Below are 20,581 nucleotides of genomic sequence, written 5' to 3' on the forward strand. Positions count from 1 at the left end.
CGCAGGCCAAAGCTGCGCGGTGCCATTGAGAGCGGCTAACAAAACTCAGCGAAGCGGTTCTGGCCAGGCGCTGTGTCGCAGGCAGTACGAGCAGTACGACAAGACACAGCAACGACGCCAGAAGATTTTTGTGAGCCGCTCTTAGCAGCGGCCCGCCGTGCGCAGCAGAGCATTGCATTCCTTGGGCGCAGCGCGGCCCTGTGGCTGAGCGGCTGCTGCCGGTGCCTGGGCGCCACCATTGCCCGCGCCGCCCACCATGGCGGTGCAGACGGCGTCGGAATGGGGTGTCTGGCCGAAGCTCATGGCCTTCTGAAAGCCCGTTGCGCCGTACAGGTAGCACCGGTAGCTGGCGCCGTCACGGGTGTTGACGGTGTAGTTGATACGACCGCCGGTTTCCTCCTGCCGGTCGGTGATGGTGAACTGGCCTGCCGTGCGGCCAATGGCTTGCGCAGTGCGCTGCTCCAGGCCCGCCTGGTCGAGGGTGGACGCGCAGCCGGTGAGGAATGCCACGGCTGCGACAAGGCCAGCGACGGAGGTAAGGGACAGGGGGTGGTTGCGATGGTTCATGGTGTGAGGGGCAGCGATGGTGGGTTGTGGGTGAGCGAGCGAAACCGTGTGTGCAACAAGATGGGTGATGACGGCAGGGCCGCAGCAAATCGAATATCTGGGGACCCTTCTGCGGCGCATGGGATGAACGCCAGGGACCGACAGCACGTCCGTGGGCAAGGCTCCGCCCGGCAGCCTTGCAAAGTCGCCAGGCTGTGCTGAAGTGGATGCGTAAAACTCAGCCCGGTTTGCGGGCCACGATGAAGGCGCGTATGTCCTTGCCGCGCGTGCCATGCCGCTCGGTGCAGACGATTTGCAGGCCCTGCTGCACCATGGCTGAGCGGAGCCGCTGTTCGTCAAAGGACAACACCGGAGGGGCCTTGCCGATGGCGCGCATCAGGGGCACGGCCAGGTAGGGGATCAGCGGGTTCATCTCTGCGATGCAGGCGGTCTTGGAGATCAGCAGCCCACCCGGGCGCAGCACCTTCACCAGTTGCCTGAGCGCGTCGTCCAGATCGCTCATCAGGTGCAGCACGTTGAAGGCCAGCACCGCGTCGTACACCTCTGGCCCTGGGGCCATGGCCTCTGCGTCGGCCACGGCGAAGCGTAAGGCTGCTGACGGTTGCGCGGCCAGCCGCTGGTGGGCGATGGCGATCATCTGCGACGACACATCGGTGGCCAGCAGGCTGCGGGTGAATGGCGCCAGCCGCAGCGCCGTGCTGCCGGTGCCGCAGCCAATCTCCAGCACGTCATGCTGGGGCGACAGCAGGCCCTGCACGCGCTGCAAGGTGGCCTCGTACCCTGCCAGGTCGGCAATGGGGTCGGCGGCGTACTTGGGTGCAATGCGGTCCCAGAAGCGCGCTTTGGCTGACGCAGCCAGCGGGGTGGCGGCGGAGGGCAATGCGCGAGTGGCGGGGGCAATGGCAGAAGACGACATGGTGTGCAGACCGGGTGAAGTGCTGAAGCGGCGAGGTAAAGAGGCAGTTTGTGGAGGCAAGTGCAATGAGCAACACCCAGATGCTATCCATGCATTGAAGCTCAGGAAACTGCGGTAAATTGCAGTGAACATATACATTTACGCATGGATAACCTCGACTGGAACCAACTGAAGGCGTTTTTGCAAACGGCGCAGACCGGCTCGCTGTCTGCCGCCGCGCGCAAGCTGGGCCTCACCCAGCCCACCCTGAGCCGGCAGGTGGCGGCCATTGAGCAGCAGATGGGCGTGACGCTGTTCGAGCGCGTGGGCAAATCCATGGTGCTCACGCCCACCGGGCTGGACCTGCTGGAACACGCCCGTGCCATGGGCACTGCGGCAGAGGCGCTGGGCCTGGCCGCCAGCGGGCGGTCGCAGGCGGTGGGGGGCGTGGTGTCGGTGTCAGCCACCGATGTAGTGGCGACGCACTTGCTGCCCCCCATCCTGCAACGCCTGCGGGCACAGGAGCCAGGCATTGCCGTGGAAGTCATCGCCTCCAACGCGCTGAGCGACCTGCTGCGCCGCGAGGCCGACATTGCCATCCGCCACGTTCAGCCCGAGCAGCCCGAGCTGATCGCCCGCCTGGTGCGCGAGGCCAGGGCGTGCTTTTACGCGTCGGAGAGCTGGGTGCAGGCCCACGGCCACCCGCGCAGCACGGAGGACGCTGTGAATGCGGAGTTTGTGGGTTCAGACCGCAACGGCCAGTACCTGGCGTATCTGCGTCAGTACGGTTTGAGCCTGAGCGAAGACAACTTCACCTGCTATGCCGACCACACCGCAGCCCACTGGGCGCTGGTGCGCCAGGGCATGGGCATCGGCGCCATGATGGACGAGATCGCCCGCGAAACGCCGGGCATCGTCCGCGTGCTGGACGATGTGGCGCCGGTGCGTTTTCCCGTCTGGCTGGTGTCGCACCGCGAGCTGCGCACATCGCGACGGATTCGGGTGGTGTTTGAGGCGCTGGCCGAGGGGCTGTCGTTAGACCGCTGAGCGCCCGCACCAAGGGGTCGTGGAGGGCTTGCATGGCAAGGGTGAAAGGGCCACCGCAGCGCAAGGTGAAAGCAGGCGCACTACCCTCGCGCCACCACCTGAACACACTGACCATGACCACACCGCGCGCCGCCGACTTGCCAAGCACCCACCCGAGCGCGCCGCTGGACGCCGCCACCGTGGGCGAGATCATCCAGATGGCGCTGAGCGACCACGTGAGCTTTGCGCAAATCCGCGCCGTCCACGGCCTGCACCATGATCAAGTCAAGGTGCTGATGCGCACCCACCTGGCGCCGGGCAGCTACAGGGCGTGGCGCAAGCGGGTGAGGGAGTTTGGGGAGCGCCGGGAGAACTACAAGTAGGCGGTGGGCAAGCGCCGCTCAGCACCCGTTCAGCACCGGTTCAGCCTGGTACCGGCAACATGGCGGCAAGGGTCAAGGCGGCATCTGACCCCGACCCTTCTCCACCTCTAGCCGCTGCAGGAACCACCATGAACACCGACCTCAAGAACTTTGTGCTCCCCATCGCCCGGGCCGTGTCCGCCACGCTGTTTTTTGTGTTCAGCGTGGCCTTTCTCACGGTCCCGTACAGCCTGGAGCAAGACCCCAGCGATGCGCAGCAACTGACGCACCCAGTGGCCCCACGCCACATGACCTGAGCCTGGGTGCCAGCGCAACGCATCAGGGCTCAGTGAAGGCCCATCAAGCGGGCAAATCCAGGCGGGCCCAGGCGGCCATCACATCCGGCTGCTTCTTGATCCAGTCGGCAGACATCATGTTGGCGCCCCAGTGGTGGATACGCGCCACGCCCTCCCCCATGTTCCACAGGTGCCTCAATTGCACGAAGAGCGGCAGGGCGGCGAGGTCGGCATCGGTGACATGGCCGCCGCCTGCGCGGTAGCCAGCCAGGTACTGCTGCCAACGCTTCAGCAAGGCTTCGTCGGGCTCCATGGGGGCCTTGCGCGGCAGGTTCGACCACAGCCACACACACAGGTCATAAGCCAGGAACCCCGGCCCGGCGTCGTCAAAGTCGAAGAAGGCGGCCCGGCGCACTCCCTCGGCATCGGTGTACACATGGTTGTTGAAGCCATGCGTGTCGCCGTGGCACATCACGCGGGTCAAGGTGCCCTCAACATCTGCCAAATCGACCAGAAGGCGGTGGATCAGTTCGCGGTAGGCATCCAGCACGGTGGGGGCCAGCTCAGGATGGGCGGCAAGGTACTCCAGCGTGCGGCCCGCCAGATGGTGGCCGTCCAGCACGTAGAGGCTTGCGGGGCCGGTGTAGCTTTGCGCGGCGCTGTGAATCTGGGCCAGCGTGGCGCCGGTCAGGTGCAGGTCTTCGGGGGTGTCGGGCACAGCGCCTTCGCAGTGACGGAAGAGGACCAGCACACGAGGGCCCTCCGGGAACGGCAGGGTCACGCTGGTCGTGCCGTTCATAGCCAACACCGGAGAGGCCACACCCACGCCCTGCGCTTCCAGATGTGCCAGCAGCGCGACCTCAAAATCCACGTTGAACGGACCGCGCGGTCTGATGGCGCAGAGCCTTGCCACGTAGCGGCTGCCGTCCGCTGTTCGCACAGCGTAGTTGTCATTGAGGTTGCGGCGGATCAGGTAGCACTGCTGCACGGGCAGGCCGTAGTGGCGCTCTACCCACTGCGCCACAGACGCGGCTGCGGCCGTGGTGTGGGAGGCAACCAGTGTTGTGTCGGGCGATTGGGTTGAATGCATGCGGCATTCTGCATGCAAGCAATACGGCGGTCGCGCACGGACAGTGGCACATGGCGTGCCTTTGAGCAAAAGGCCCGACAGCGCTTACTGCTGGTACGCAAGCAGTATCAAAACCATAGCACCGCGCGCCACGCTTACCAGGGGAGTGGCGCGCCACTGTAGGCGTAGAAGCTGCCCGTCTCCTCGGGCGCGAGCCCATCCAGCACCCGCAGCATGTCGCCCGCCGCATCCGCCGCCGGACGGCCTATTTCTGCGCCATTGAAAGGGGCCGACAAGGCCGAGTTGACGGTGCCCGGGTGCAGCGCCACCAGCACGGCCTGCGGGTGGGTGCGGGCCACTTCGATGGACGCCGTTTTGACCAGCATGTTGAGCGCGGCCTTGCTGGCGCGGTAGCTGTACCAGCCGCCCAGGCGGTTGTCGCCAATGCTGCCCACCTTGGCCGACAGCACCGCCAGCAAGCCGCGCCCCTGCTTGGGCAGCAGCGGTGCAAAGTGGGCCAACAACAGCGCGGGGCCGAAGGTGTTGGTGCGGAAGGTGGCCTCCATCTGCGCGTAGTTCAACTGGCCCAGGCGCTTTTCAGGCATGCCGTGGGGACCGTGCAGCAGGCCTGCGGCGTGGATGATGCAGTGCCATGGTCCCTGTGCCTTGAGCTGCTGGGCTGCTGCGGCGATGGTGGCCTCGTCGTCCAAATCGACGGCCGGCTGGGTGTGGCGGCCCAGGCCCACGGCCAAGGCGCAGCGCGGATCGGCCTGCAGGTGGGCGAGTAAGGCGCTGCCGATGGCGCCGGTGGAGCCGATAACCAGGGCGCGGTAGCCATCAGGCAGCGACTGCAAAGAAGTGAACGGCGTTGCGGTGGGTTGTGCTTGAGACATGGCGCGGTCCTGTCCTGCGGTGAGGGTGTCGTTGGGTGCTTCTGCAAGCGCTTTACAGAGCGTCCAGCCGCGTGCGCAGGCTGGCCGCATGCTCGCGCAGTGCATCGAGTTGCGGGCCCTGCATCTTCTGCAACTGGCGGTACACCATGCCGAGGCGGAAGTTGTTGCCCAGCGTGCCTTCATTGCGCGCAAAAAAGTCCCAATACAGCGCGTTGTACGGGCAGGCGCGCTCACCCACTTTTTGCTTCTTGTCGTAGTGGCATCCGCTGCAGTAGTCGCTCATGCGATCGATGTAGGCAGCGCTACTCACATAGGGTTTGGTAGCGAGCAGGCCGCCGTCGGCAAACTGGCTCATGCCCACGGTGTTGGGCACTTCCACCCATTCAAAGGCGTCGATGTACACGCCCAGGTACCAGCGGTGCACGGCGGCGGGGTCGAGCCCCGCCAGCAGCGCAAAGTTGCCGATGACCATGAGGCGCTGGATGTGGTGGGCATACGCATGCTCCAGCGACTGGCCAACGGCGTGCTGCATGCAGCGCATGCGAGTCTGGCCCGTCCAGAACCATTCCGGCAGCGGCGTGCTGTGGCCCAGGGCATTGCGCTCGTCGTAGCCGGGCATGTGGGCCCAGTAGATGCCGCGCACATATTCGCGCCAGCCAAGGATCTGGCGGACAAAGCCCTCCACGGCAGGCAGGGGCGCAGTGCCTGCGTGGTAAGCGGCCTGGGCGCGTTGCACCACCTCGCGCGGGCGCAGCATTTTGGTGTTGAGGGCAAAGGACAGCAGGGAGTGAAAGAGCCTGCTGCTCTTTGTGCTCATGGCGTCTTCATACGCGCCAAAGTCCGGCAGCGTGGTGGTGATGAAGTGCTCCAGCCACGCCAATGCCTCGGCCCTGTTGAGGGGCCAGCGCAGTGCATGGGCCTGCGGGTTGCCAAAGCTTTGCACGCCTGCGGCCTGGATGGTGGCCCACAGGGCGCTGTGGTCGTGCGTGGGGCGCGCGTCGGGCGGCAATTCGGGCGTGCCGGGCCAAGGCTTGCGGTTGTCGTGGTCGTAGTTCCATTGGCCGCCTTCAGGCTCTCCGGCTTCACCGATCAGCACGCTGTGGCGCTGGCGCATGCGGCGGTAGAAGTGCTCCATGAGCCACTGTTTGCGACCTTGGAACACCTCGGCCATTTCGGTGCGGGTGGTGTAGAAGTGCTCGCTGCTGACGGCCTGCACGGCAAAGGCTTGCTTTGCGCCCCAGGTGCGCAGTTGCTCGTCCAGCCGCCATTCGTCGGGGTGCTGGTATTGCAGCGTGTGCGCACCGTAGTGGGCCATGAGGGCGGCCAGGTTGTCGGGCATCGACTGGCGGTTGCTGGCGTCGTCAATCGCCACATAGCGCACGCGGTGCCCGGCCTCGCGCAGGTGGCGGGCCAGGTCGCGCATGCCGGCAAAGATGGCGAGGATTTTTTGCGCGTGGTGCAGCACGTAGTCGGTCTCTTGCCGCACTTCCATCAGCACGTAGACCACGCCCTCGTCCGGCGTGGCAAACCACGAATGCTCGGGGTTGAGCTGGTCACCCAGCAGCAGGCGCAGGGTGTGGGTGCGCGGTTGCGGGGTACTCATGCCGTGCCCCATAGGCGGCGGTAGCTGCCGTCGGCGTCGTGGTCTTGCGCCTGCTTGATGGGGTTGAAACGCCGCCCCCCGCGCGGGTCGGTGCCGCGCCCGGCGATGTAGAGCCAGTTGGCCTGGTTGCTGTACACGTCGTAGTCCACCAGTTGCGATTCAAACCACGCCGCTCCCGCGCGCCAGTCGCCGCGCAGGTCGTAGATGAGGTAGCTGGCCACCACCTGGCGCAGGCGGTTGCTGAGGTAGCCGGTGGCAGCCAGCTCGCGCATGGCGGCATCGACCAGGGGCTGGCCCGTATCGCCCCGGCACCAGCGCTCAAACCCGCGCGGGTTGTGTGGGGCGGGCGGCAGTTCTGACAGCCCGCGCGCCCGGTACAGCGCCGCACCGTATTGCAGGTGCAGCAGCCGGAAGTAATCGCGCCACAGCAACTCAAACCACAGCCAGTAGGTGCCGTCATTGGCGCCGTGGTCGCGCTCGAAATTTTTCAGATCGGCATAGATCTGGCGCGGAGACAGCGCGCCCGTAGCCAACCAGGGAGAGAACTTGCTGGAGTAATCCAGCCCCGTGAGCCCGTTGCGCGTGTCCTTGTAGCTGTGGGGCAACTTGCGGGCCAGGTACTGCGCGAGGTGGGCCAGCGCAGCGGCCTCGCTGCCATCACAGGCAGCGGTGCCGTAGGGGAAGGATGAGCGGGCATCGCTGCCCTGCGGCGGCGCGGGTTGCAGGATGGCTGCGGTGCCCTGCTCTGCGCCCACGGCCTGCAGCACATGCGCGGGCACATCGGGTGGCGGGGGCAGTTTGGTCGGTAGCTGCAATGGTGCGGCGGGGGTAATGCCTGCGCGCTCGACCTTCTGGCGAAAGCTGGTGAACACACCCGGTAGCTGGTCCGCAAGCCAGGGCATGCGCGCCGGGGGCAGCAAGCTGCTGTGCCATACAGCGCGCACCTGCAGACCTGCTGCGCGCAGTGCGGCCACCTCGGCCTGTTCGTAGGGGGCGGCAATGTCTTCACACACCACGGTGGTGGCACCCACGGCCTGGGCCAGTTGGGGCAAGGCGGTGGCAGGCGGTGCCTGGCAGATGAGCAGTGGGTTGCCCAGAGCGCTCGTTTGTTGATGCAGCCCGCGCAGCGCAGCGGCGGTGAAGGCGCGGCGGTGCGCGCCCACGCGGGCAAAGCCCCAGGGTGTGGATTCATCAGGCGCAGGCAAGCACACCACGGGTAGCAGGTGCGTGGCACCGCTGGTGAGGGCTGAACGCAGCGCGGGTTGGTCGTGCAGGCGCAAGTCGTTACGAAACCAGAACAGCGCGGTGCTCATGCAGCGCCCTCCCCTGCGGCCTTGTCGGTGCGTTTGCGTTCGCTGCGGCAGCGGTCGGAGCAGTACTTCACCTCGTCCCAAACCTTCTCCCACTTCTTGCGCCAGGTAAAAGGCAGGCCGCAGTGCTGGCAGGTCTTTTGCGGCAGGTCGGATTTTTTGCGCATGCGCATGGTTCAAAAGTCCAGGGTTTGCTGCTGGGGGTGCTGGGCGGCGTTGCGTGCGCGAGCCCGGGCGCGTGCCTGGGGGCTGCCGCCATCGCGAAACTGCCGGGAGCCGTGCTTTTCCACAATCGCAGCCTGGGCGGCGCGCACGGCGGGCTGGGCGCGCAGGCCGTGAACGCGGGCCTTGGCGGTGCGGGTGCCGGTGTCCAGGTCTACCAGGGGCACGGCAATGTCATGGCCCACGCGCACGCCGCAGCGGGCCTGCACATCGGGCGGCATGCGCCAGGGCTCCAGCAGCCAGGCATCGGGCACGCGGCGCAAGGCGGGCAGCCACTGGCGCACAAAGTGGCCGTGGGGGTCGTGGTCTTGCGCCTGCTTGATGGGGTTGTAGACGCGGGTGGTGTTGATGCCCGTGGTGCCCGCCTGCATTTGCATCTGACTCCAGTGGATGCCGGGCTCATAGTCCAGAAACTGGCGGGCCAGCCATTCGCCCACGGGCCGCCAGTGCAGCCACAGCGGGTACGAAGCCACCGACACCAGCATGGCCCGCATGCGGAAGTTGACCCATCCCGTCTCGCGCAGCATCGCCACGCAGGCATCGACCATGGGCCAGCCGGTGCGCCCAGCCACCAGGGCCTCGAAGTGAGCGGGGTTCCATTCCGCTTCGCGCAGGCCGTTGTAGCCCCGGTGCAGGTTGTGGTGCTCCAGCGCGGGTTCCGATTCAAGCTTCTGGATGAAATGGCAATGCCAGTGCAGGCGGCTCATGAAGGCCGTCAGGCCTTTGCGCTGCCACGCAGCTCCAAAGTCGGTGCTGGCCTTGAGTTGCTGCTGGCGCCGCTGAGTGGCCTGCACCACCTCGCGCATGCCCAGGCAACCCAAGGCCAGGTAGGGCGACAGGCGCGAGCAGGCGCTGGGCGCTGTCAGCGGCGACGAAATGCCGCCCCGGTAGCCCTGGCTGCGCTCCGCCAAAAAGTCTTGCAGCACGCGCAGGCCTTCTTTGCGCCCCCCGCGCTGGCGCTGGGGTGGGTCATGCGCGGGCAGGCCCAGTTCAGCCCCGCGGGGCCAGGGCTGTGCAGGCCACGGCAACGTACGGGCCTGCAAGAGATCAGGCCCGGGGGCGAGCACCACTGGTGCGTGCATGTGGGCCTGCCAGTGTCCCTGCCAATCATCGCGTGAGCGCAGGCGGCGCACCACGCCGTGCTGCGGCCATTCGCGCCATGCCACGCCCTGCGTGCAGCACCACCGGCCCACGGCCAAGTCGCGGGAATAGGTGTGGGCGTTGCCGGTTTCTTCGTGCGCCACAAGAGTGTGGAACGGGGCCAGTGCATGCAGGCGGGCCAGCACGTCCACCACCTCGCCCACTGCCACCTGCAGCGTGGCGCCGCGCCGTTGCAGGGCCAGGGCCAGGTCGTGCAGGCTTTCTTGCAGAAAGTGATAGTGCTGCAGGGCGACATCAGGCTGCGCCCAGAGGCTGGGCTCGACGACATACAGACACAGCACCGGGCCCTGGGCGGCGGCGTGCCGCAGCGGGGCGTGGTCGTGCACACGCAAGTCGCGCTTGAACCAGACCACGGTGTAGCTCATGGCACAAGCCCTGTGCGCACAGATCAGGCGGCTGCGACCTGTCGCGCCAGCGCCAGGCCGCTGAGCCAGGCGCCCTCGACCTTGCCGCCATTCAGCCAGTCACCACACAGCCCCAGGCGGGCATTGGCGTCCCACCAGCAGCCCAGGGTCAGTGCGGGTTCGGTATCCGCATAGCGCCAACGGTGCGCCGTGGCAGCCAGGGGTGTGGGGCCGCCCAGGGCCGCAAAGGCGGCGAGCAAGGCAGCGGTGACGCTGTCTGCGCTGTCTTCGATATGCGCCTCACTCCACTCGGCACTGGCGTGCAAAAGCCACGTTTCTGGCCCTGTACGGCCGGGCTTGCTGCTATCACGCGCCACCCAGCGCAGCGGGCCGGTGTTGACGAAGGCGCCGTCCCACGGCAAGGCCACAGTCGAGGCATAACGCAACATGACGGCCCAGCTGCCCCGCATGCGGGCACTGCCTGCGACCGCAGCGCCGGCGGGGGCCACCTGGGTCAACAGCGGCGCCACCTGAGGCGCGGGCACAGCCAACAGCACAGCACGGTAGCGCGGCGCATGCAGCCCCTGCTCTGCGCTGGTGATGGCCCATCCGTCTGGGTGCCGCTCCAGCCGCTGCACGGTGGTCTGCCACTGGGTGTGGGAGCGCTCACCGGCCTGCGCCAGGCCCTGCACCAGCCAAGCAGCGGGCGATGTCATGCGCGGTGTACCCACAAAACGCTCAAGGGGCGTGTGCGGGGTGGTCCAGCCAGTGCCATCAAAACTTGCCAGGCGTGCACCCCATGTGGCTGCCACACCGGCCTGCTGCCACCGGGCAACTTCTGAGCGAAAAGCGGCGTCACGTGCGGTGAAATACTGCGCGCCGTGGTCGCACTGCCAGGGGCCGCTTTGGTCCTCCGCGCGCCGGGTGCTCATGCGGCCCGACGGCCCCCGACTCTTGTCGAAAACATGCACCGTATGTCCCGCCTGCAGCAGCGCCTGTGCACACGACAGGCCCGCCAGACCTGCACCGATGACGGCGATGGGTTGTGGCATCGTCAAAACACTCATAGCTGCGGGTCGGTGCGTTCTTGGGCTACCCAGATCAGCGCCTGGGTATCGATGCCCAATGCCTGTGCGCGGGCCAAAAGTTGCTCGCGCACAGCAGGCTGCAGCTGCTTCGTCCGTGACAGGATCCAGCAGTAGCTACGGTCCGGCCCCACCACCAGCGCCCATTGGTAATCGGCATCCAGCGCGGCCACGTGGTAGCCGCCGTAGAACGGGCCAAAGAACGAGACCTTGAGCGAGGCGGTGTGGGTGTCGCCGGTGAACTTGGCTTTGCCCTCCGCCTGGCGCCAATCGCCCTTGCCCGTATCGAAACCGCGATTGAGCACACGCACGCTGCCATCTGCCTGGCGCTGGTAGGTGGCGCTCACGTCCGTCATGCCGCGCTCGAAAGAATGGTCGAGCCGCGCCACCTCGTACCAGCGGCCTTCGTACCGGGCCAGATCAAACGGGGTGACGGGGGTGACACCGGGAGGCGGCGTGGTGGATGAGCAGCCCACCAAGGCCACAACAAAAGACGCCGCTAAAAGCAGCACCGAACGGCGGACCCAAGGAAATAGCAGAGCCATAAATTACCAATCAGTCACAAAACAAACCGAATAGTAAACCACTCCGCCGCAGCAACGGTACAAGCCTGAGGTCGGCGCGGTCTCATGACCCACTCCACGCCCCGTAAACTCGCACCATGACCCTTCAAATCACCGTGTATTCCAAGTCTGCCTGCCCGCAGTGCGAGTCGGCCAAGATGCTCCTCAAATCCCGCTCCCTGCCCTACGAAGAAATCAAGATCGATGACGAAGCCGAGCGCCTGGCGTTCTATGCCAAGTGCGGGCCATCGGTGCGGCAGATGCCACAAATTTTCATCAATGACCAGCGTGTGGGCGGACTCGCCGGGTTGCAAGCCGCGCTGGCGCAGCTGGGCGCCTGAACGCCTTTTCAGACATCAGCGGGGAGTGCAATCGGGGTGCGTGAATGCAATGGACGCCGCGCATGGGCTGATGCACATGCCACTAGTCGGGGCGCCCAGTCCCCCTTGGGGGCTCCACACCTTCCGGCAGAGCACTTGCACACACCTGGCATGACCTTGAACAGTCGTTCTACCGGTACTGCGCGGCCGTGATGAACTGGCCGAAGGTCTCACACCACACGACCACGGTGTTGAACCGTGCGGGGTCCACGCCCTGCGGCACCGGAACGATGAAGTTGTTAAACGTCTTCACATCCCCCACCCGCAGCATTTGTGGCTTGAGGCGCTGAAAGTCCGCCTCTGTCTCCACAAACGCAGGCGACAGGTACAGCTTGTAGTCGGGCCCCGGTGCCAGCTTGCCTGCCAGGCTGATGGCTTGCGGGCCAATCGACACCACGCCCTCGCCCCAGTGCAGGGCGTCGCTGTCCTTCAGATCGCGGCGAAAGGTGGCTTTCCATGCTGCGGTGGGCAGGCTTGCCTGCACCTCCTGCAGCGTAGGGGCTGCGGGTGCGATCAGGATCGGCAACCAGTACACACCTGCAGCGAACCCCACAGCCAGGGTGAGCAAATGCGAGGCGATCAACAAGAACGGTTTCATGGCGGTAGGCAACAGTTGGAGCCAATGTACCGCCAGTCGCGTCACCCCGCCCGAGCCAAAAACCCGTCTACCAGTGCGTAATGCTCGGGCACGTTCAGTGCTGGCGCATGGCCGCAACCGGGCACCTCGACCACCTGGGCCAGCCCCCGGGCACCCGGGCCGCGCGTGAGCATTTCGGCGGTGACATCGGGGAGCACAAGGTCAGACTCCGCCCCACGCAGACACAGCACCGGAATGCTGAGCGCGTCGTAGTGGTCCCAGATCAGGTAGTCATTGGCATGGTGCGTGAACTGCTGCACCATGGCGGGGTCGTAGTGCGGCGTCACACGTCCGTCGGCAAGGCGGCGCGTGCTGCTCTCGGTCAGCAGACGCCACTGCGCGTCGCTCAGCCAGCCGTAGGGCTTGTACACCTGCCTGAAGAACGCCTCCAGCTCCATCACCGTATCGAACGCGGGCGGGTGGCCCGCGTAGGCCTTGATGCGCTCCAGCGCGGCATCGGCCAGGCGCGGGGCGTTGTCGTTGAGCAGCAGGCTGGTGATGCGGCCCTTGAGCTGCGGCTCGAACAGGCCCGATGCGCACACCGTGCCAATGGCTCCACCCATCGAAGTGCCCACCCAGTGCGCTTTCTCGATCCCCAACTGGTCAAACAGGCCGGCCGCAATGCGCGCGTAGAACGACAGGCGGTACTCGTCCTGCGGCGCGCGCGCCCACTGGCTCAGGCCCCGGCCCAGGGTATCGGGGCAGATCACGCGGTAGCGCGGTGCCAGGTGCGCGGCCAGCTCGTCCATGTCGCGCCCGGTGCGCGCAAGGCCATGCCATGCAATCACCACGGGCGCGTCACGCGCACCCCACTCCATGTAGTGGATTTCATAGCCAGCACAGGTGGCGTAGTGCGAGGTGGGGGACATGATGGCGACCTTGTGGAACAGAGAAGAAAAAAGTGAAGCGTCGGCGGCTCACTTCATGAGGCGGCCGTTGCTGCCGATGACGGTAACCTCGACATAGCGCGAGCCGATGCGGTTGGTGGGCGAATAGCCCAGCGTGATGCCGCCGAGGTCATAGCTTTGCAATGACTCCAGCGCCTTCACCACCTTGGCGCGTGTGGGCGCAGGCCCGGCGCGGCGCAGGGCTTCGACCAGCACCTTGGCGCCCAAAAACTGCTCGAAGCTGGTGTAGTTGACCTCGGCCTCAGGCGCGTACTTCTTCAGCAACGTCTGGTACTCGCGCACCACGGGCAGTTGCGGGCGGTAGGGGTACGGCACCACCTGGCTGATGCCCAGGCCGTGCGCGTTCTTGAGGCCCGCGAGCTTGACCAGCTCCGTCGGGTCCACCACCGAGATGTTGTACAGCTGCGCGCCGCCGCCCTGCTCGCGGTACCGCTGGATGAAGGCCGCTGCGGGCTTGTTCACCGCGATCATGATGACCGCATGCACATCGGCGGCCTTGATGGCTTTGACGGCTTCATCGACCTTGTCGGTATTGCGCTCATAGCCTGCTGACACCACGAGCTTGAGGCCACGCTTGGCCAGTGCGGCCTCCACGCCCGCCAGGCCCGCCTTGCCGAATCCGTCGTCCTGGTACATCACGGCCACGCGGTTCATGCCCAGGGTGGTGAGCTGCTGCACCATGTGCTCGGTTTCGTCCACATAACCCGCACGCACATGAAAGATCCAGGGGTTGAACGGGCTGCGCAACGACTCGCCACCGGTGTACGGCGCCACCAGCGCGGCGCCGCCCTGCTCCAGCACGCCATCGGACAGCAGCTGGGTGATGTTGGCCGTACCTGCAAAGCCGTAGAGCGCCACCACCTCGGGCTTGGCCAGCAGCTCGCGGGTGCGGGCCACCGTGTCTGCCACCTTGTAGCCATCGTCGGCCACCGCCTGGCGAATGCTGGCGCCGTGCACGCCCCCCTGTGCATTGACCCAGTCAAAATAAATCTTGCCGCCCAGCACCATCTGCGCGCCGGTGCTGGCCAGCACGCCAGACAGCGGGGCCACCTGCCCCACCACCACATCGGCAGCCCTCGCTGGCACCGAAACGCCTGCGGCCAGTGCCACCATCAGCGCGCCACTCCACCTCAGGGCGGCCGACGCGCGGCGTGCCCAACTCTTCACAGTATTCATTGGTTCCATCCTTGTGATGACTGCGCATGGATTGGCCCGGGGACATGCACCGGCAGTGCACGAGTCCCGGGCTTCCACGTAGGTCGTTCAGCGTCCGGGTCAGTCGGGGATGGAAATGGCGCCCGCCGTGATGGCAATGGCGTTGGCGGCAGCAGGCGTGGCGGCCAGCGGCGGCACGTTGGCGGCGGTGATGGCCGGGGCGCTGCCCGGTGTGCCGCCACGTGGCACCGTGCGCACCACCTGGCTGGCGGGCAGCGCCTTGCCGTTGGCGAGGTGGTCGTACACGGCGTCGAGCGCGTGGTTCAGGTACACGTGCAGCGGCACATAACGGCTGTCATAACCCGGCAGCACGGTGGGCAAGCCGATGAAGCTGTCGAAGTGCTGGGCATTGGCCACTTCCACATAGCTGAGCTTGCTGGCGGCGCCTTCGACCTTCTTGTTCAGCGCAGCGTAGGGGCGCGAGGTGTGGCTCACGGGCAGCAGTGCATCGGCACGGCCATGCACGATCACGGCGGGCTTGCCGCGCAGGTTACCGTTGCGGCGGGTTTCGTCCACACCGGCCTGCAGCTTCTTGGCAGCAGCGTCATTGCCGGTGACGAGGTTGCGGAGGCACAGCGCACCGCTCAGGTTCCAGTCGGCCACGCCAGCGTCCGACACCGACAGGAAGTCGCGTGCCGGGCCCAGCTTGCCCAGGTTGTTGACCAGGTTGATGCCGCCCGAAGGAGGCACGCCATTGCCGGTGGCAAACATGCCAGCGAGGGCTGCAGGTGCCAGTGATGTCACCGCGCCCGTAGCCGCTGTGGCCGCGTAGCTGAAGCCGCACAGGTGGTCCTTGACACTGGCACGCGACAGGCTGTTGGCGAACGTGACGGCCACCGCCGGAGCGACTTCAAAAGCAGCCAGCGATGCATGCAGGTCGTTGGACTCCGGCTCCCAGCCGTAGGCGCGCAGCTTCTGCAGAGCCTCTTCGGCCTGCGTGGCCGTGGTGGAGGCCGTGAGCAGGCCTGCCGCCTTGAGCGAGGCACAGCGATTGGGCGCAATCGGCAGGGCCGCACTGCCGAAGCCCGCTGCAAAAGCGGCTGCGTAGGGGCTGGTGCTGACCGAGGGCGCGAGCGATGCGCAGGCCTGGTACAGATTGGCGTACGTGGTGAAATCCACCAGCGTCTTGCCGGTGACGGCCACATCGGCGCTGCCACGGCGCACCGTGATGCCGGGGTTGGCGGGCATCTCGATGGCAGGCTCGGACACGGCCACGCCGCTGATGAGGCCCTGGGTGTCCAGCTCGGCCGCAGCAATCGCGGAGCCGCCACCGTTGGAGATGCTGGACGCTATCACGATGGTGTTGGCCGGGGTCAGCGTCTTCAGGCGCTGGCCCGCTGCATCGGTGGCGCCATAGCGCTGGTTGAGCACGTAGTAGCCAAACTCCACCGCCTGCAGGGTGGTGGTGCCCCAGTCCTTCTCGGCGTTCTGGCCCGAGTGCGCGTGTTTGAAGGCAAAGCGGTTGGGTGTGGCGGTGTTGAAGGCCGCCAGCTCGGTAGCAGTGAGCCCTGCGTTGAAGGCTGCCGCCTTGCCCGCTGCCGTGGCCGTGGTGCGGGTGCCGTCCATCAGCGGCACAGTGTCGTTCTGCAGGTCATGCGGCGCACCGCCCGTGCCCTTGTCAGAGTACGCCACGGCGCAGCCCTTCTTCAGGCCCCACTCGCCGGTGGAGATGCCGCCGTACACACCGCGCGAGCCCGAGGCCGTCGCGGTGATCATGCAGGGCTTCTTGGGGTCGAAGCTGGCAGGCACCTGCACCATGAGGGTGACGTTCTTGCGGCCGGTGCCGTCGTCGGCAAACGCGATGTATTCGGTGCCCGCCACCTTGCCCTCGCCGGTGGTGACCTTGCCCTGCGCATCCACATTGGGGCCATACAGCGTGCCGTAGCCGCCCGCCGCCGTCATGTCGAGCATGGCGCGGTAGTTGGTGTGGATGGCGGTGCGGCGCAGCTCGGCCGCCGTGGGCTTGAGCGGGTCGGCGTAGGCGGGCGGCACAGCGGCCGCCAGGCCCGTGGCGCCCAGGCCAGCCGTCAGCAGGTCGTTGCTGGTGCCATCGTACATGGCCTCGCTGATCGCATCCAGGTAAGCGGGCTTGGTGTTGAGTGCGGCGCTGTCGCCATCACTGCCGCCGCAGGCGGCCAGCACGGCTGCAGCCAGCACCGCGGGAACGAAAGGACGAGAAAAGGGACGAAAACGCGGGTTCTTCATGCTCATCTTCATGTGCTTGTCTCCAGGAGTTTTTTCTTTGCGTCTTGTTGCACAGCTCATCCACACACCCAGGCCACGCCAGTCACCCGGCGCGGCCGGGCCACTCACCCCACCTTGCGCGCAGCTGCCGCGCGCAGGCGCCCCACCACACCGGTGGGGAAGTAGTAAACGGACAGAACGAACAGCACGCCCAGCCACAGCAGCCAGCGGTCGGGCGACAGCAGGGCCGACAGCCAGGGCAGGCCCGACGTGGCCTCGCTCCCCAGGCGCAGCAGATCCTGCAGGTAGCTTTGCGCCACCAGAAAGAGCACGGCGCCAATGGCCGAGCCGTAGATCGTGCCCATGCCGCCGATCACCACGATGAGCAGGCAGTCCATCATGATTTCGAAGCTCAGGGACGTATCCGGCCCGTTGTAGCGCAGCCAGAGCGCCAGCATGGCGCCCGCCATGGTGGCAAACAGCGCCGACAGCACGCTGGACGTGGTGCGATACACCACCACGCGGTAGCCAATGGCCTCGGCGCGGAACTCGTTCTCGCGGATGGCCTGCAGCACGCGGCCGAAGGGCGAGTTGACGATGCGCAGCAGCGCCAGCACCAGCGCCACGGCCGTGACGAAGAGCAGGTAGTAGCAGATCAGCCGCCCATCGATGCTCACGCCCAGGAAGGGGTCGTCAAACGGCTCGAAGCTGGGCGACAGGAACTCGGGCACCTTGAAGGTCAGGCCGTCCTCGCCGCCGGTGATGTCCGACAGTTGCGAGGCCAGCGTCTGGAACGCAGCCGCCACGGCCAGCGTGATCATCGCAAAGAAGATGGCCCGCACGCGCAGCGAGAAGAGCCCCACCGCCAGCGACAGCAGCAGCGAGAGCACCAGCGCGCCGGCCAGCCCCACCAGCAGCGCAGACCAGGTGGGCCCCATGCGCGTGGTGGCCACGGCAATGCCGTAGGCCCCGATGCCAAAGAACATGGTGTGCGCAAAGCTCACGATGCCGGTGTAGCCCAGCAGCAGGTCAAAGCTGGCGACCAGCACCACAAAGATCAGCACCTTGGCCGCCACGGACAGCGCCTTGACCCCGGGGAAGAGGAAAGGTGCAAACGCCAGGCCCACAAAGATGGCCACCAGAATCACCGCCAGCACCTTGCTGCGCGGATAGTCGCCGGAGAGAAGTCGGTTCAGCATGTCAGTCGGCTCCTCATCAGCGGTTGGCCACGGGATAGACGCCCTGCGGGCGCCACAAGAGAATGGCCACCATCAACGCGATGTTGGAGAACAGCGCCACCTTGGGCACCAGGAAGCCGGTGTAGTTGGCCATCAGCCCCACCAGCAGCGCACCGATGAGCGCGCCGCCGGTGCTGCCCAGGCCGCCGATGATGATCACGATGAAGATAAGCACGTTGACCTGCGCGCCCATCTGGGGCACCACGTTCTGCTGGTACAGGCCCCACATCACGCCGCCCAGGCCCGCCAGGGCCGAGCCCACCACGAACACGCCCACAAACAGGCGGCGGATGCGGTAGCCCAGGCTTTCGACCATCTCGCGGTCCTGCACGCCAGCGCGGATCAGCAGGCCGACCTTGGTGCGCGACAGCGTCCAGGCCAGCACGCCAAACACCAGCAGGCCCACTGCTACGGCGACGAGGCGGTATTTTTCGATGGCAGCATCCCCCACCAGCAGCGAGCCGCGCATGCCCTCAGGCAGCGGCAGCGGGATCTGCGCGGGGCCCCAGATGACCTTGATGAGCTCTTCACCAATGATCATGCCGCCCATGGTGATGAGGATCTGCTTCAGGTGCTGGCCGTACACAGGCCGCACGATGAAGCGCTCGAAGGCCAGGCCCACGGCCCCGGCCACTGCCATGGCCACCACCATGGCGGGCAGCACGGCCATCAGGTTGCGCCACAGCTCGGCACTCTGGGTGTAGTCGCCCATCGCGCCCAGCACGCTGGTGGCCACAAACGCACCCAGCGCAATGAACACGCCATGGCCAAAGTTCAGCACATCCATCAGGCCAAACACCAGCGTGAGGCCGGAGGCAATGATGAAGATGATCATGCCCATGGCCAGCCCCGCCACCGTGAGCGTGAGCCAGGTGCTGGGCGAGCCGATGAAGGGCAGCACCAGCAGCGCCAGCGCCGGCACCAGTGCCAGGGGCTTCCAGTCGAAATCGCGGGTGACGCTCATGCCCGACCTCCAGCGGCAGTCGCCGCACTACGTACATTAGCTACACATTTGATAGCTATCAGGGCAATAGATACCTGCGCTACCGCCCGAAAACATCTGAAATTGCTCACACAACTCATAGCGCCAACCCCAGCAGCGAGCGCTGCAGTTCTTCGTCTTGCGCCAGCGCGGCCATGCTGCCCGCATGCACCACCTGGCCGTTGTCCATCACGGCCACGGTGTCACCCAGCCGCTTGGCAAAGTTGATGTTCTGCTCGACGAGCAAAATGGTCACGCCGCTCTTCTTGAGCTGGTCGAACGCGTCGATCATGTTGTTGATGATGGCGGGCGCGAGGCCCTTGCTGGGCTCATCCACGATGAGTAGATCGCGCGGCTCGACGATGGCGCGGCTCACGGCCACCATCTGCTTTTGGCCGCCGCTGAGCTTGCCGGCGGGGTGGTTCCAGAACTTCTCCACAGCGGGGAAGAGCTTGAAGATCCACTGCAAGCGCGCCTCGTCCATCTGCGCGGCGTTGCGGGCACTGCGTGCGGCCAGCAGCATGTTTTCCTTCACCGTGAGGTCGGCAAAGATGCCCATGTTCTCGGGCACATAGGCGATGTTCAGGCCCGCGATGGCAGGCGTATTCATCGCGGTGATGTCTTTGCCACCAAAGTGGATGGAGCCCTGCGACGCATGCCACAGGCCCATGATGGTGCGCAGCGTGGTCGTCTTGCCTGCACCGTTGCGGCCCAGCAGCATGGTGAGCTGCCCTTTGGGCACAGCCAGGTCAACGCCGTGCAGGATGTGGTACGCCCCGATGTGCGTGTGCACACCCTTGAGTTCGAGCAGGTTGGTCGTTGGTGTCGTGCTCATGCGGCCTCCTTCTCTGCGTCCTTGGAGACGCCCAGGTAAGCCTCTTGCACCACGGGCGATGCGATCACCTCGGCTGGCGGGCCATCGGCCACCAGCGTGCCGTTGGTCAGCACGATGATGCGGTCGGCCAGCTCGCGCACCACGTCCATCTTGTGCTCCACCAGCAGGATGATCTTGGTCTTGTCCTTCTTCAGCTCGCGGATCAGGTTCAGGATCACGGGCGCCTCGTCGTGGCTCATGCCGGCCGTGGGCTCGTCGAACATGTAGACCTGCGGCTCCAGCGCCATGAGCAGCGCCACTTCGAGCTTGCGCTGGTCGCCGTGCGGCAGGCTGGCCACGGGGGTGTCGGCCCGGTCGGTCATGGCCACGGCTTGCAGGATCACGCGGGCGCGCTGGGTCAGCGCGCTGTGGTCGCTCCAGATGCTCCACAGGTTCATGCCCCGGCGGTGCTTGCCCTCTTGCGTGGCCTGCACGGCCAGGCGCACGTTCTCCAGCACGCTGAGGTTGGGGAACAGGTTGGTGAGCTGGAACGCCCGGCCCAGGCCCGCGTGGGTGCGTGCCGAAACGGACTGGCCCGTGAGGTCCTGCCCGCCCAGCGCGACGCTGCCGCTGGTGGCCTTGAGTTGCCCCGAGATCAGGTTGAAGTAGGTGGTCTTGCCCGCGCCGTTGGGGCCCACGATGGCGGTCAGCGTGCCGGGCTCGAAAGAGCAGGTCACGCCGTTGACCGCCACGTGGCCGCCAAAGCGGATGGTCAAGTCCTTGGTGGCCAAGGTGCTCATGGGTGGGGGTTCACTTTCACGGTCTGA

22 protein-coding genes are annotated in these 20,581 nt (G+C 66.2%); 4 read left to right on the forward strand and 18 right to left on the reverse strand.

Translation table 11 applies throughout. The features are described 5' to 3' along the window. Positions 1-141: 141 nt before the first annotated feature. Both CLU87_RS13000 and CLU87_RS13005 read right to left on the reverse strand, forming a co-directional pair. On the reverse strand, positions 142-567 hold the full coding sequence (locus CLU87_RS13000; RefSeq protein ID WP_099730698.1) for a hypothetical protein: 426 nt from the start codon (positions 565-567) through the stop codon (positions 142-144). Positions 568-784: 217 nt separating this feature from the next. After that, positions 785-1,483 (reverse strand): class I SAM-dependent methyltransferase, encoded by a 699-nt coding sequence (locus tag CLU87_RS13005; RefSeq protein ID WP_099730699.1) that lies wholly within the window; start codon positions 1,481-1,483, stop codon positions 785-787. A gap of 144 nt (positions 1,484-1,627) precedes the next feature. Here CLU87_RS13005 and CLU87_RS13010 point away from each other — a divergent pair, with 144 nt between their 5' ends. The 3 genes from CLU87_RS13010 (at position 1,628) to CLU87_RS23260 (ending at position 3,167) form a co-directional block, all read left to right on the forward strand. Then, positions 1,628-2,509 carry a LysR family transcriptional regulator gene (locus CLU87_RS13010; protein WP_099730700.1) on the forward strand — a complete coding sequence of 294 codons (882 nt, stop codon included), beginning with the start codon at positions 1,628-1,630 and terminating at the stop codon, positions 2,507-2,509. A gap of 113 nt (positions 2,510-2,622) precedes the next feature. After that, positions 2,623-2,871, forward strand: coding sequence for a DUF2805 domain-containing protein (locus CLU87_RS13015; RefSeq protein ID WP_056747101.1), 249 nt, complete (start codon positions 2,623-2,625; stop codon positions 2,869-2,871). A gap of 128 nt (positions 2,872-2,999) precedes the next feature. After that, positions 3,000-3,167, forward strand: a complete 168-nt coding sequence (locus CLU87_RS23260; protein WP_158236079.1) for a hypothetical protein — start codon at positions 3,000-3,002, stop codon at positions 3,165-3,167. A gap of 43 nt (positions 3,168-3,210) precedes the next feature. Here the strand turns inward: CLU87_RS23260 and CLU87_RS13020 are convergent, their stop codons facing one another. From CLU87_RS13020 to CLU87_RS13055, 8 genes are all read right to left on the reverse strand, one after another. Beyond that, positions 3,211-4,236: a phosphotransferase enzyme family protein gene (locus tag CLU87_RS13020; RefSeq protein ID WP_099730701.1), complete on the reverse strand. Its 1,026-nt coding sequence runs from the start codon at positions 4,234-4,236 to the stop codon at positions 3,211-3,213. Between the two features lie 134 nt (positions 4,237-4,370). Continuing rightward, positions 4,371-5,108 (reverse strand): SDR family NAD(P)-dependent oxidoreductase, encoded by a 738-nt coding sequence (locus tag CLU87_RS13025; RefSeq protein WP_099732168.1) that lies wholly within the window; start codon positions 5,106-5,108, stop codon positions 4,371-4,373. Positions 5,109-5,160: 52 nt separating this feature from the next. Further along, positions 5,161-6,711 carry a cryptochrome/photolyase family protein gene (locus CLU87_RS13030; RefSeq protein ID WP_099732169.1) on the reverse strand — a complete coding sequence of 517 codons (1,551 nt, stop codon included), beginning with the start codon at positions 6,709-6,711 and terminating at the stop codon, positions 5,161-5,163. After that, positions 6,708-8,024 (reverse strand): DASH family cryptochrome, encoded by a 1,317-nt coding sequence (locus CLU87_RS13035; RefSeq protein WP_099730702.1) that lies wholly within the window; start codon positions 8,022-8,024, stop codon positions 6,708-6,710. The genes CLU87_RS13030 and CLU87_RS13035 overlap by 4 nt, the downstream gene beginning before the upstream one ends. Beyond that, the gene (locus tag CLU87_RS23680; protein WP_099730703.1) at positions 8,021-8,194 is read right to left on the reverse strand and encodes a DUF2256 domain-containing protein; all 174 of its coding nucleotides are present in this window, start codon (positions 8,192-8,194) and stop codon (positions 8,021-8,023) included. The genes CLU87_RS13035 and CLU87_RS23680 overlap by 4 nt, the downstream gene beginning before the upstream one ends. Before the next feature lie 3 nt (positions 8,195-8,197). Then, on the reverse strand, positions 8,198-9,769 hold the full coding sequence (locus CLU87_RS13045) for a cryptochrome/deoxyribodipyrimidine photo-lyase family protein (RefSeq protein WP_099730704.1): 1,572 nt from the start codon (positions 9,767-9,769) through the stop codon (positions 8,198-8,200). Between the two features lie 23 nt (positions 9,770-9,792). Then, the gene (locus CLU87_RS13050; RefSeq protein ID WP_099730705.1) at positions 9,793-10,800 is read right to left on the reverse strand and encodes an NAD(P)/FAD-dependent oxidoreductase; all 1,008 of its coding nucleotides are present in this window, start codon (positions 10,798-10,800) and stop codon (positions 9,793-9,795) included. Between the two features lie 11 nt (positions 10,801-10,811). Then, positions 10,812-11,378, reverse strand: coding sequence for a lipocalin family protein (locus tag CLU87_RS13055; protein WP_099730706.1), 567 nt, complete (start codon positions 11,376-11,378; stop codon positions 10,812-10,814). Positions 11,379-11,494: 116 nt separating this feature from the next. Here CLU87_RS13055 and CLU87_RS13060 point away from each other — a divergent pair, with 116 nt between their 5' ends. Continuing rightward, positions 11,495-11,737, forward strand: a complete 243-nt coding sequence (locus CLU87_RS13060; RefSeq protein ID WP_056064575.1) for a glutaredoxin — start codon at positions 11,495-11,497, stop codon at positions 11,735-11,737. 169 nt (positions 11,738-11,906) lie between these two features. On the opposite strand, the gene CLU87_RS13065 is transcribed toward CLU87_RS13060, so the two are convergent. The 8 genes from CLU87_RS13065 to CLU87_RS13100 all read right to left on the reverse strand — a co-directional run bounded on the left by CLU87_RS13065 (position 11,907) and on the right by CLU87_RS13100 (position 20,554). Then, positions 11,907-12,374, reverse strand: a complete 468-nt coding sequence (locus CLU87_RS13065; protein ID WP_099730707.1) for a DM13 domain-containing protein — start codon at positions 12,372-12,374, stop codon at positions 11,907-11,909. 41 nt (positions 12,375-12,415) lie between these two features. Then, positions 12,416-13,282, reverse strand: a complete 867-nt coding sequence (locus CLU87_RS13070; RefSeq protein WP_099730708.1) for an alpha/beta fold hydrolase — start codon at positions 13,280-13,282, stop codon at positions 12,416-12,418. Positions 13,283-13,330: 48 nt separating this feature from the next. After that, positions 13,331-14,497, reverse strand: a complete 1,167-nt coding sequence (locus CLU87_RS13075) for an ABC transporter substrate-binding protein (RefSeq protein WP_099730709.1) — start codon at positions 14,495-14,497, stop codon at positions 13,331-13,333. Between the two features lie 99 nt (positions 14,498-14,596). Then, positions 14,597-16,753: a D-(-)-3-hydroxybutyrate oligomer hydrolase gene (locus tag CLU87_RS13080; protein WP_099730710.1), complete on the reverse strand. Its 2,157-nt coding sequence runs from the start codon at positions 16,751-16,753 to the stop codon at positions 14,597-14,599. 92 nt (positions 16,754-16,845) lie between these two features. After that, complete coding sequence (locus CLU87_RS13085) at positions 16,846-17,919, reverse strand: branched-chain amino acid ABC transporter permease (protein WP_056640192.1); 1,074 nt, start codon at positions 17,917-17,919, stop codon at positions 16,846-16,848. Between the two features lie 16 nt (positions 17,920-17,935). Next, positions 17,936-18,922, reverse strand: coding sequence for a branched-chain amino acid ABC transporter permease (locus tag CLU87_RS13090; RefSeq protein WP_056064590.1), 987 nt, complete (start codon positions 18,920-18,922; stop codon positions 17,936-17,938). A 115-nt stretch (positions 18,923-19,037) separates the two neighbouring features. Continuing rightward, positions 19,038-19,775 carry an ABC transporter ATP-binding protein gene (locus CLU87_RS13095; RefSeq protein ID WP_099730711.1) on the reverse strand — a complete coding sequence of 246 codons (738 nt, stop codon included), beginning with the start codon at positions 19,773-19,775 and terminating at the stop codon, positions 19,038-19,040. Next, positions 19,772-20,554, reverse strand: a complete 783-nt coding sequence (locus tag CLU87_RS13100; protein ID WP_099730712.1) for an ABC transporter ATP-binding protein — start codon at positions 20,552-20,554, stop codon at positions 19,772-19,774. The genes CLU87_RS13095 and CLU87_RS13100 overlap by 4 nt, the downstream gene beginning before the upstream one ends. Positions 20,555-20,581 lie beyond the last annotated feature (27 nt).

The organism is Acidovorax sp. 59 (assembly GCF_002754175.1).
Lineage (GTDB): Bacteria > Pseudomonadota > Gammaproteobacteria > Burkholderiales > Burkholderiaceae_C > Acidovorax > Acidovorax delafieldii.

Bases quoted from the DNA above. Each gene is read 5' to 3' on its own strand.
- CLU87_RS23680 (WP_099730703.1), bottom strand. From the start codon at position 8,194: ATGCGCATGCGCAAAAAATCCGACCTGCCGCAAAAGACCTGCCAGCAC.
- CLU87_RS13055 (WP_099730706.1), bottom strand. From the start codon at position 11,378: ATGGCTCTGCTATTTCCTTGGGTCCGCCGTTCGGTGCTGCTTTTAGCG.
- CLU87_RS13100 (WP_099730712.1), bottom strand. From the start codon at position 20,554: ATGAGCACCTTGGCCACCAAGGACTTGACCATCCGCTTTGGCGGCCAC.
- CLU87_RS13090 (WP_056064590.1), bottom strand. From the start codon at position 18,922: ATGAGCGTCACCCGCGATTTCGACTGGAAGCCCCTGGCACTGGTGCCG.
- CLU87_RS13070 (WP_099730708.1), bottom strand. From the start codon at position 13,282: ATGTCCCCCACCTCGCACTACGCCACCTGTGCTGGCTATGAAATCCAC.
- CLU87_RS13005 (WP_099730699.1), bottom strand. From the start codon at position 1,483: ATGTCGTCTTCTGCCATTGCCCCCGCCACTCGCGCATTGCCCTCCGCC.
- CLU87_RS13080 (WP_099730710.1), bottom strand. From the start codon at position 16,753: ATGAAGATGAGCATGAAGAACCCGCGTTTTCGTCCCTTTTCTCGTCCT.
- CLU87_RS13060 (WP_056064575.1), top strand. From the start codon at position 11,495: ATGACCCTTCAAATCACCGTGTATTCCAAGTCTGCCTGCCCGCAGTGC.
- CLU87_RS13075 (WP_099730709.1), bottom strand. From the start codon at position 14,497: ATGAATACTGTGAAGAGTTGGGCACGCCGCGCGTCGGCCGCCCTGAGG.
- CLU87_RS13010 (WP_099730700.1), top strand. From the start codon at position 1,628: ATGGATAACCTCGACTGGAACCAACTGAAGGCGTTTTTGCAAACGGCG.
- CLU87_RS13095 (WP_099730711.1), bottom strand. From the start codon at position 19,775: ATGAGCACGACACCAACGACCAACCTGCTCGAACTCAAGGGTGTGCAC.
- CLU87_RS13085 (WP_056640192.1), bottom strand. From the start codon at position 17,919: ATGCTGAACCGACTTCTCTCCGGCGACTATCCGCGCAGCAAGGTGCTG.
- CLU87_RS13035 (WP_099730702.1), bottom strand. From the start codon at position 8,024: ATGAGCACCGCGCTGTTCTGGTTTCGTAACGACTTGCGCCTGCACGAC.
- CLU87_RS13015 (WP_056747101.1), top strand. From the start codon at position 2,623: ATGACCACACCGCGCGCCGCCGACTTGCCAAGCACCCACCCGAGCGCG.
- CLU87_RS23260 (WP_158236079.1), top strand. From the start codon at position 3,000: ATGAACACCGACCTCAAGAACTTTGTGCTCCCCATCGCCCGGGCCGTG.
- CLU87_RS13030 (WP_099732169.1), bottom strand. From the start codon at position 6,711: ATGAGTACCCCGCAACCGCGCACCCACACCCTGCGCCTGCTGCTGGGT.
- CLU87_RS13025 (WP_099732168.1), bottom strand. From the start codon at position 5,108: ATGTCTCAAGCACAACCCACCGCAACGCCGTTCACTTCTTTGCAGTCG.
- CLU87_RS13020 (WP_099730701.1), bottom strand. From the start codon at position 4,236: ATGCATTCAACCCAATCGCCCGACACAACACTGGTTGCCTCCCACACC.
- CLU87_RS13050 (WP_099730705.1), bottom strand. From the start codon at position 10,800: ATGCCACAACCCATCGCCGTCATCGGTGCAGGTCTGGCGGGCCTGTCG.
- CLU87_RS13065 (WP_099730707.1), bottom strand. From the start codon at position 12,374: ATGAAACCGTTCTTGTTGATCGCCTCGCATTTGCTCACCCTGGCTGTG.
- CLU87_RS13045 (WP_099730704.1), bottom strand. From the start codon at position 9,769: ATGAGCTACACCGTGGTCTGGTTCAAGCGCGACTTGCGTGTGCACGAC.
- CLU87_RS13000 (WP_099730698.1), bottom strand. From the start codon at position 567: ATGAACCATCGCAACCACCCCCTGTCCCTTACCTCCGTCGCTGGCCTT.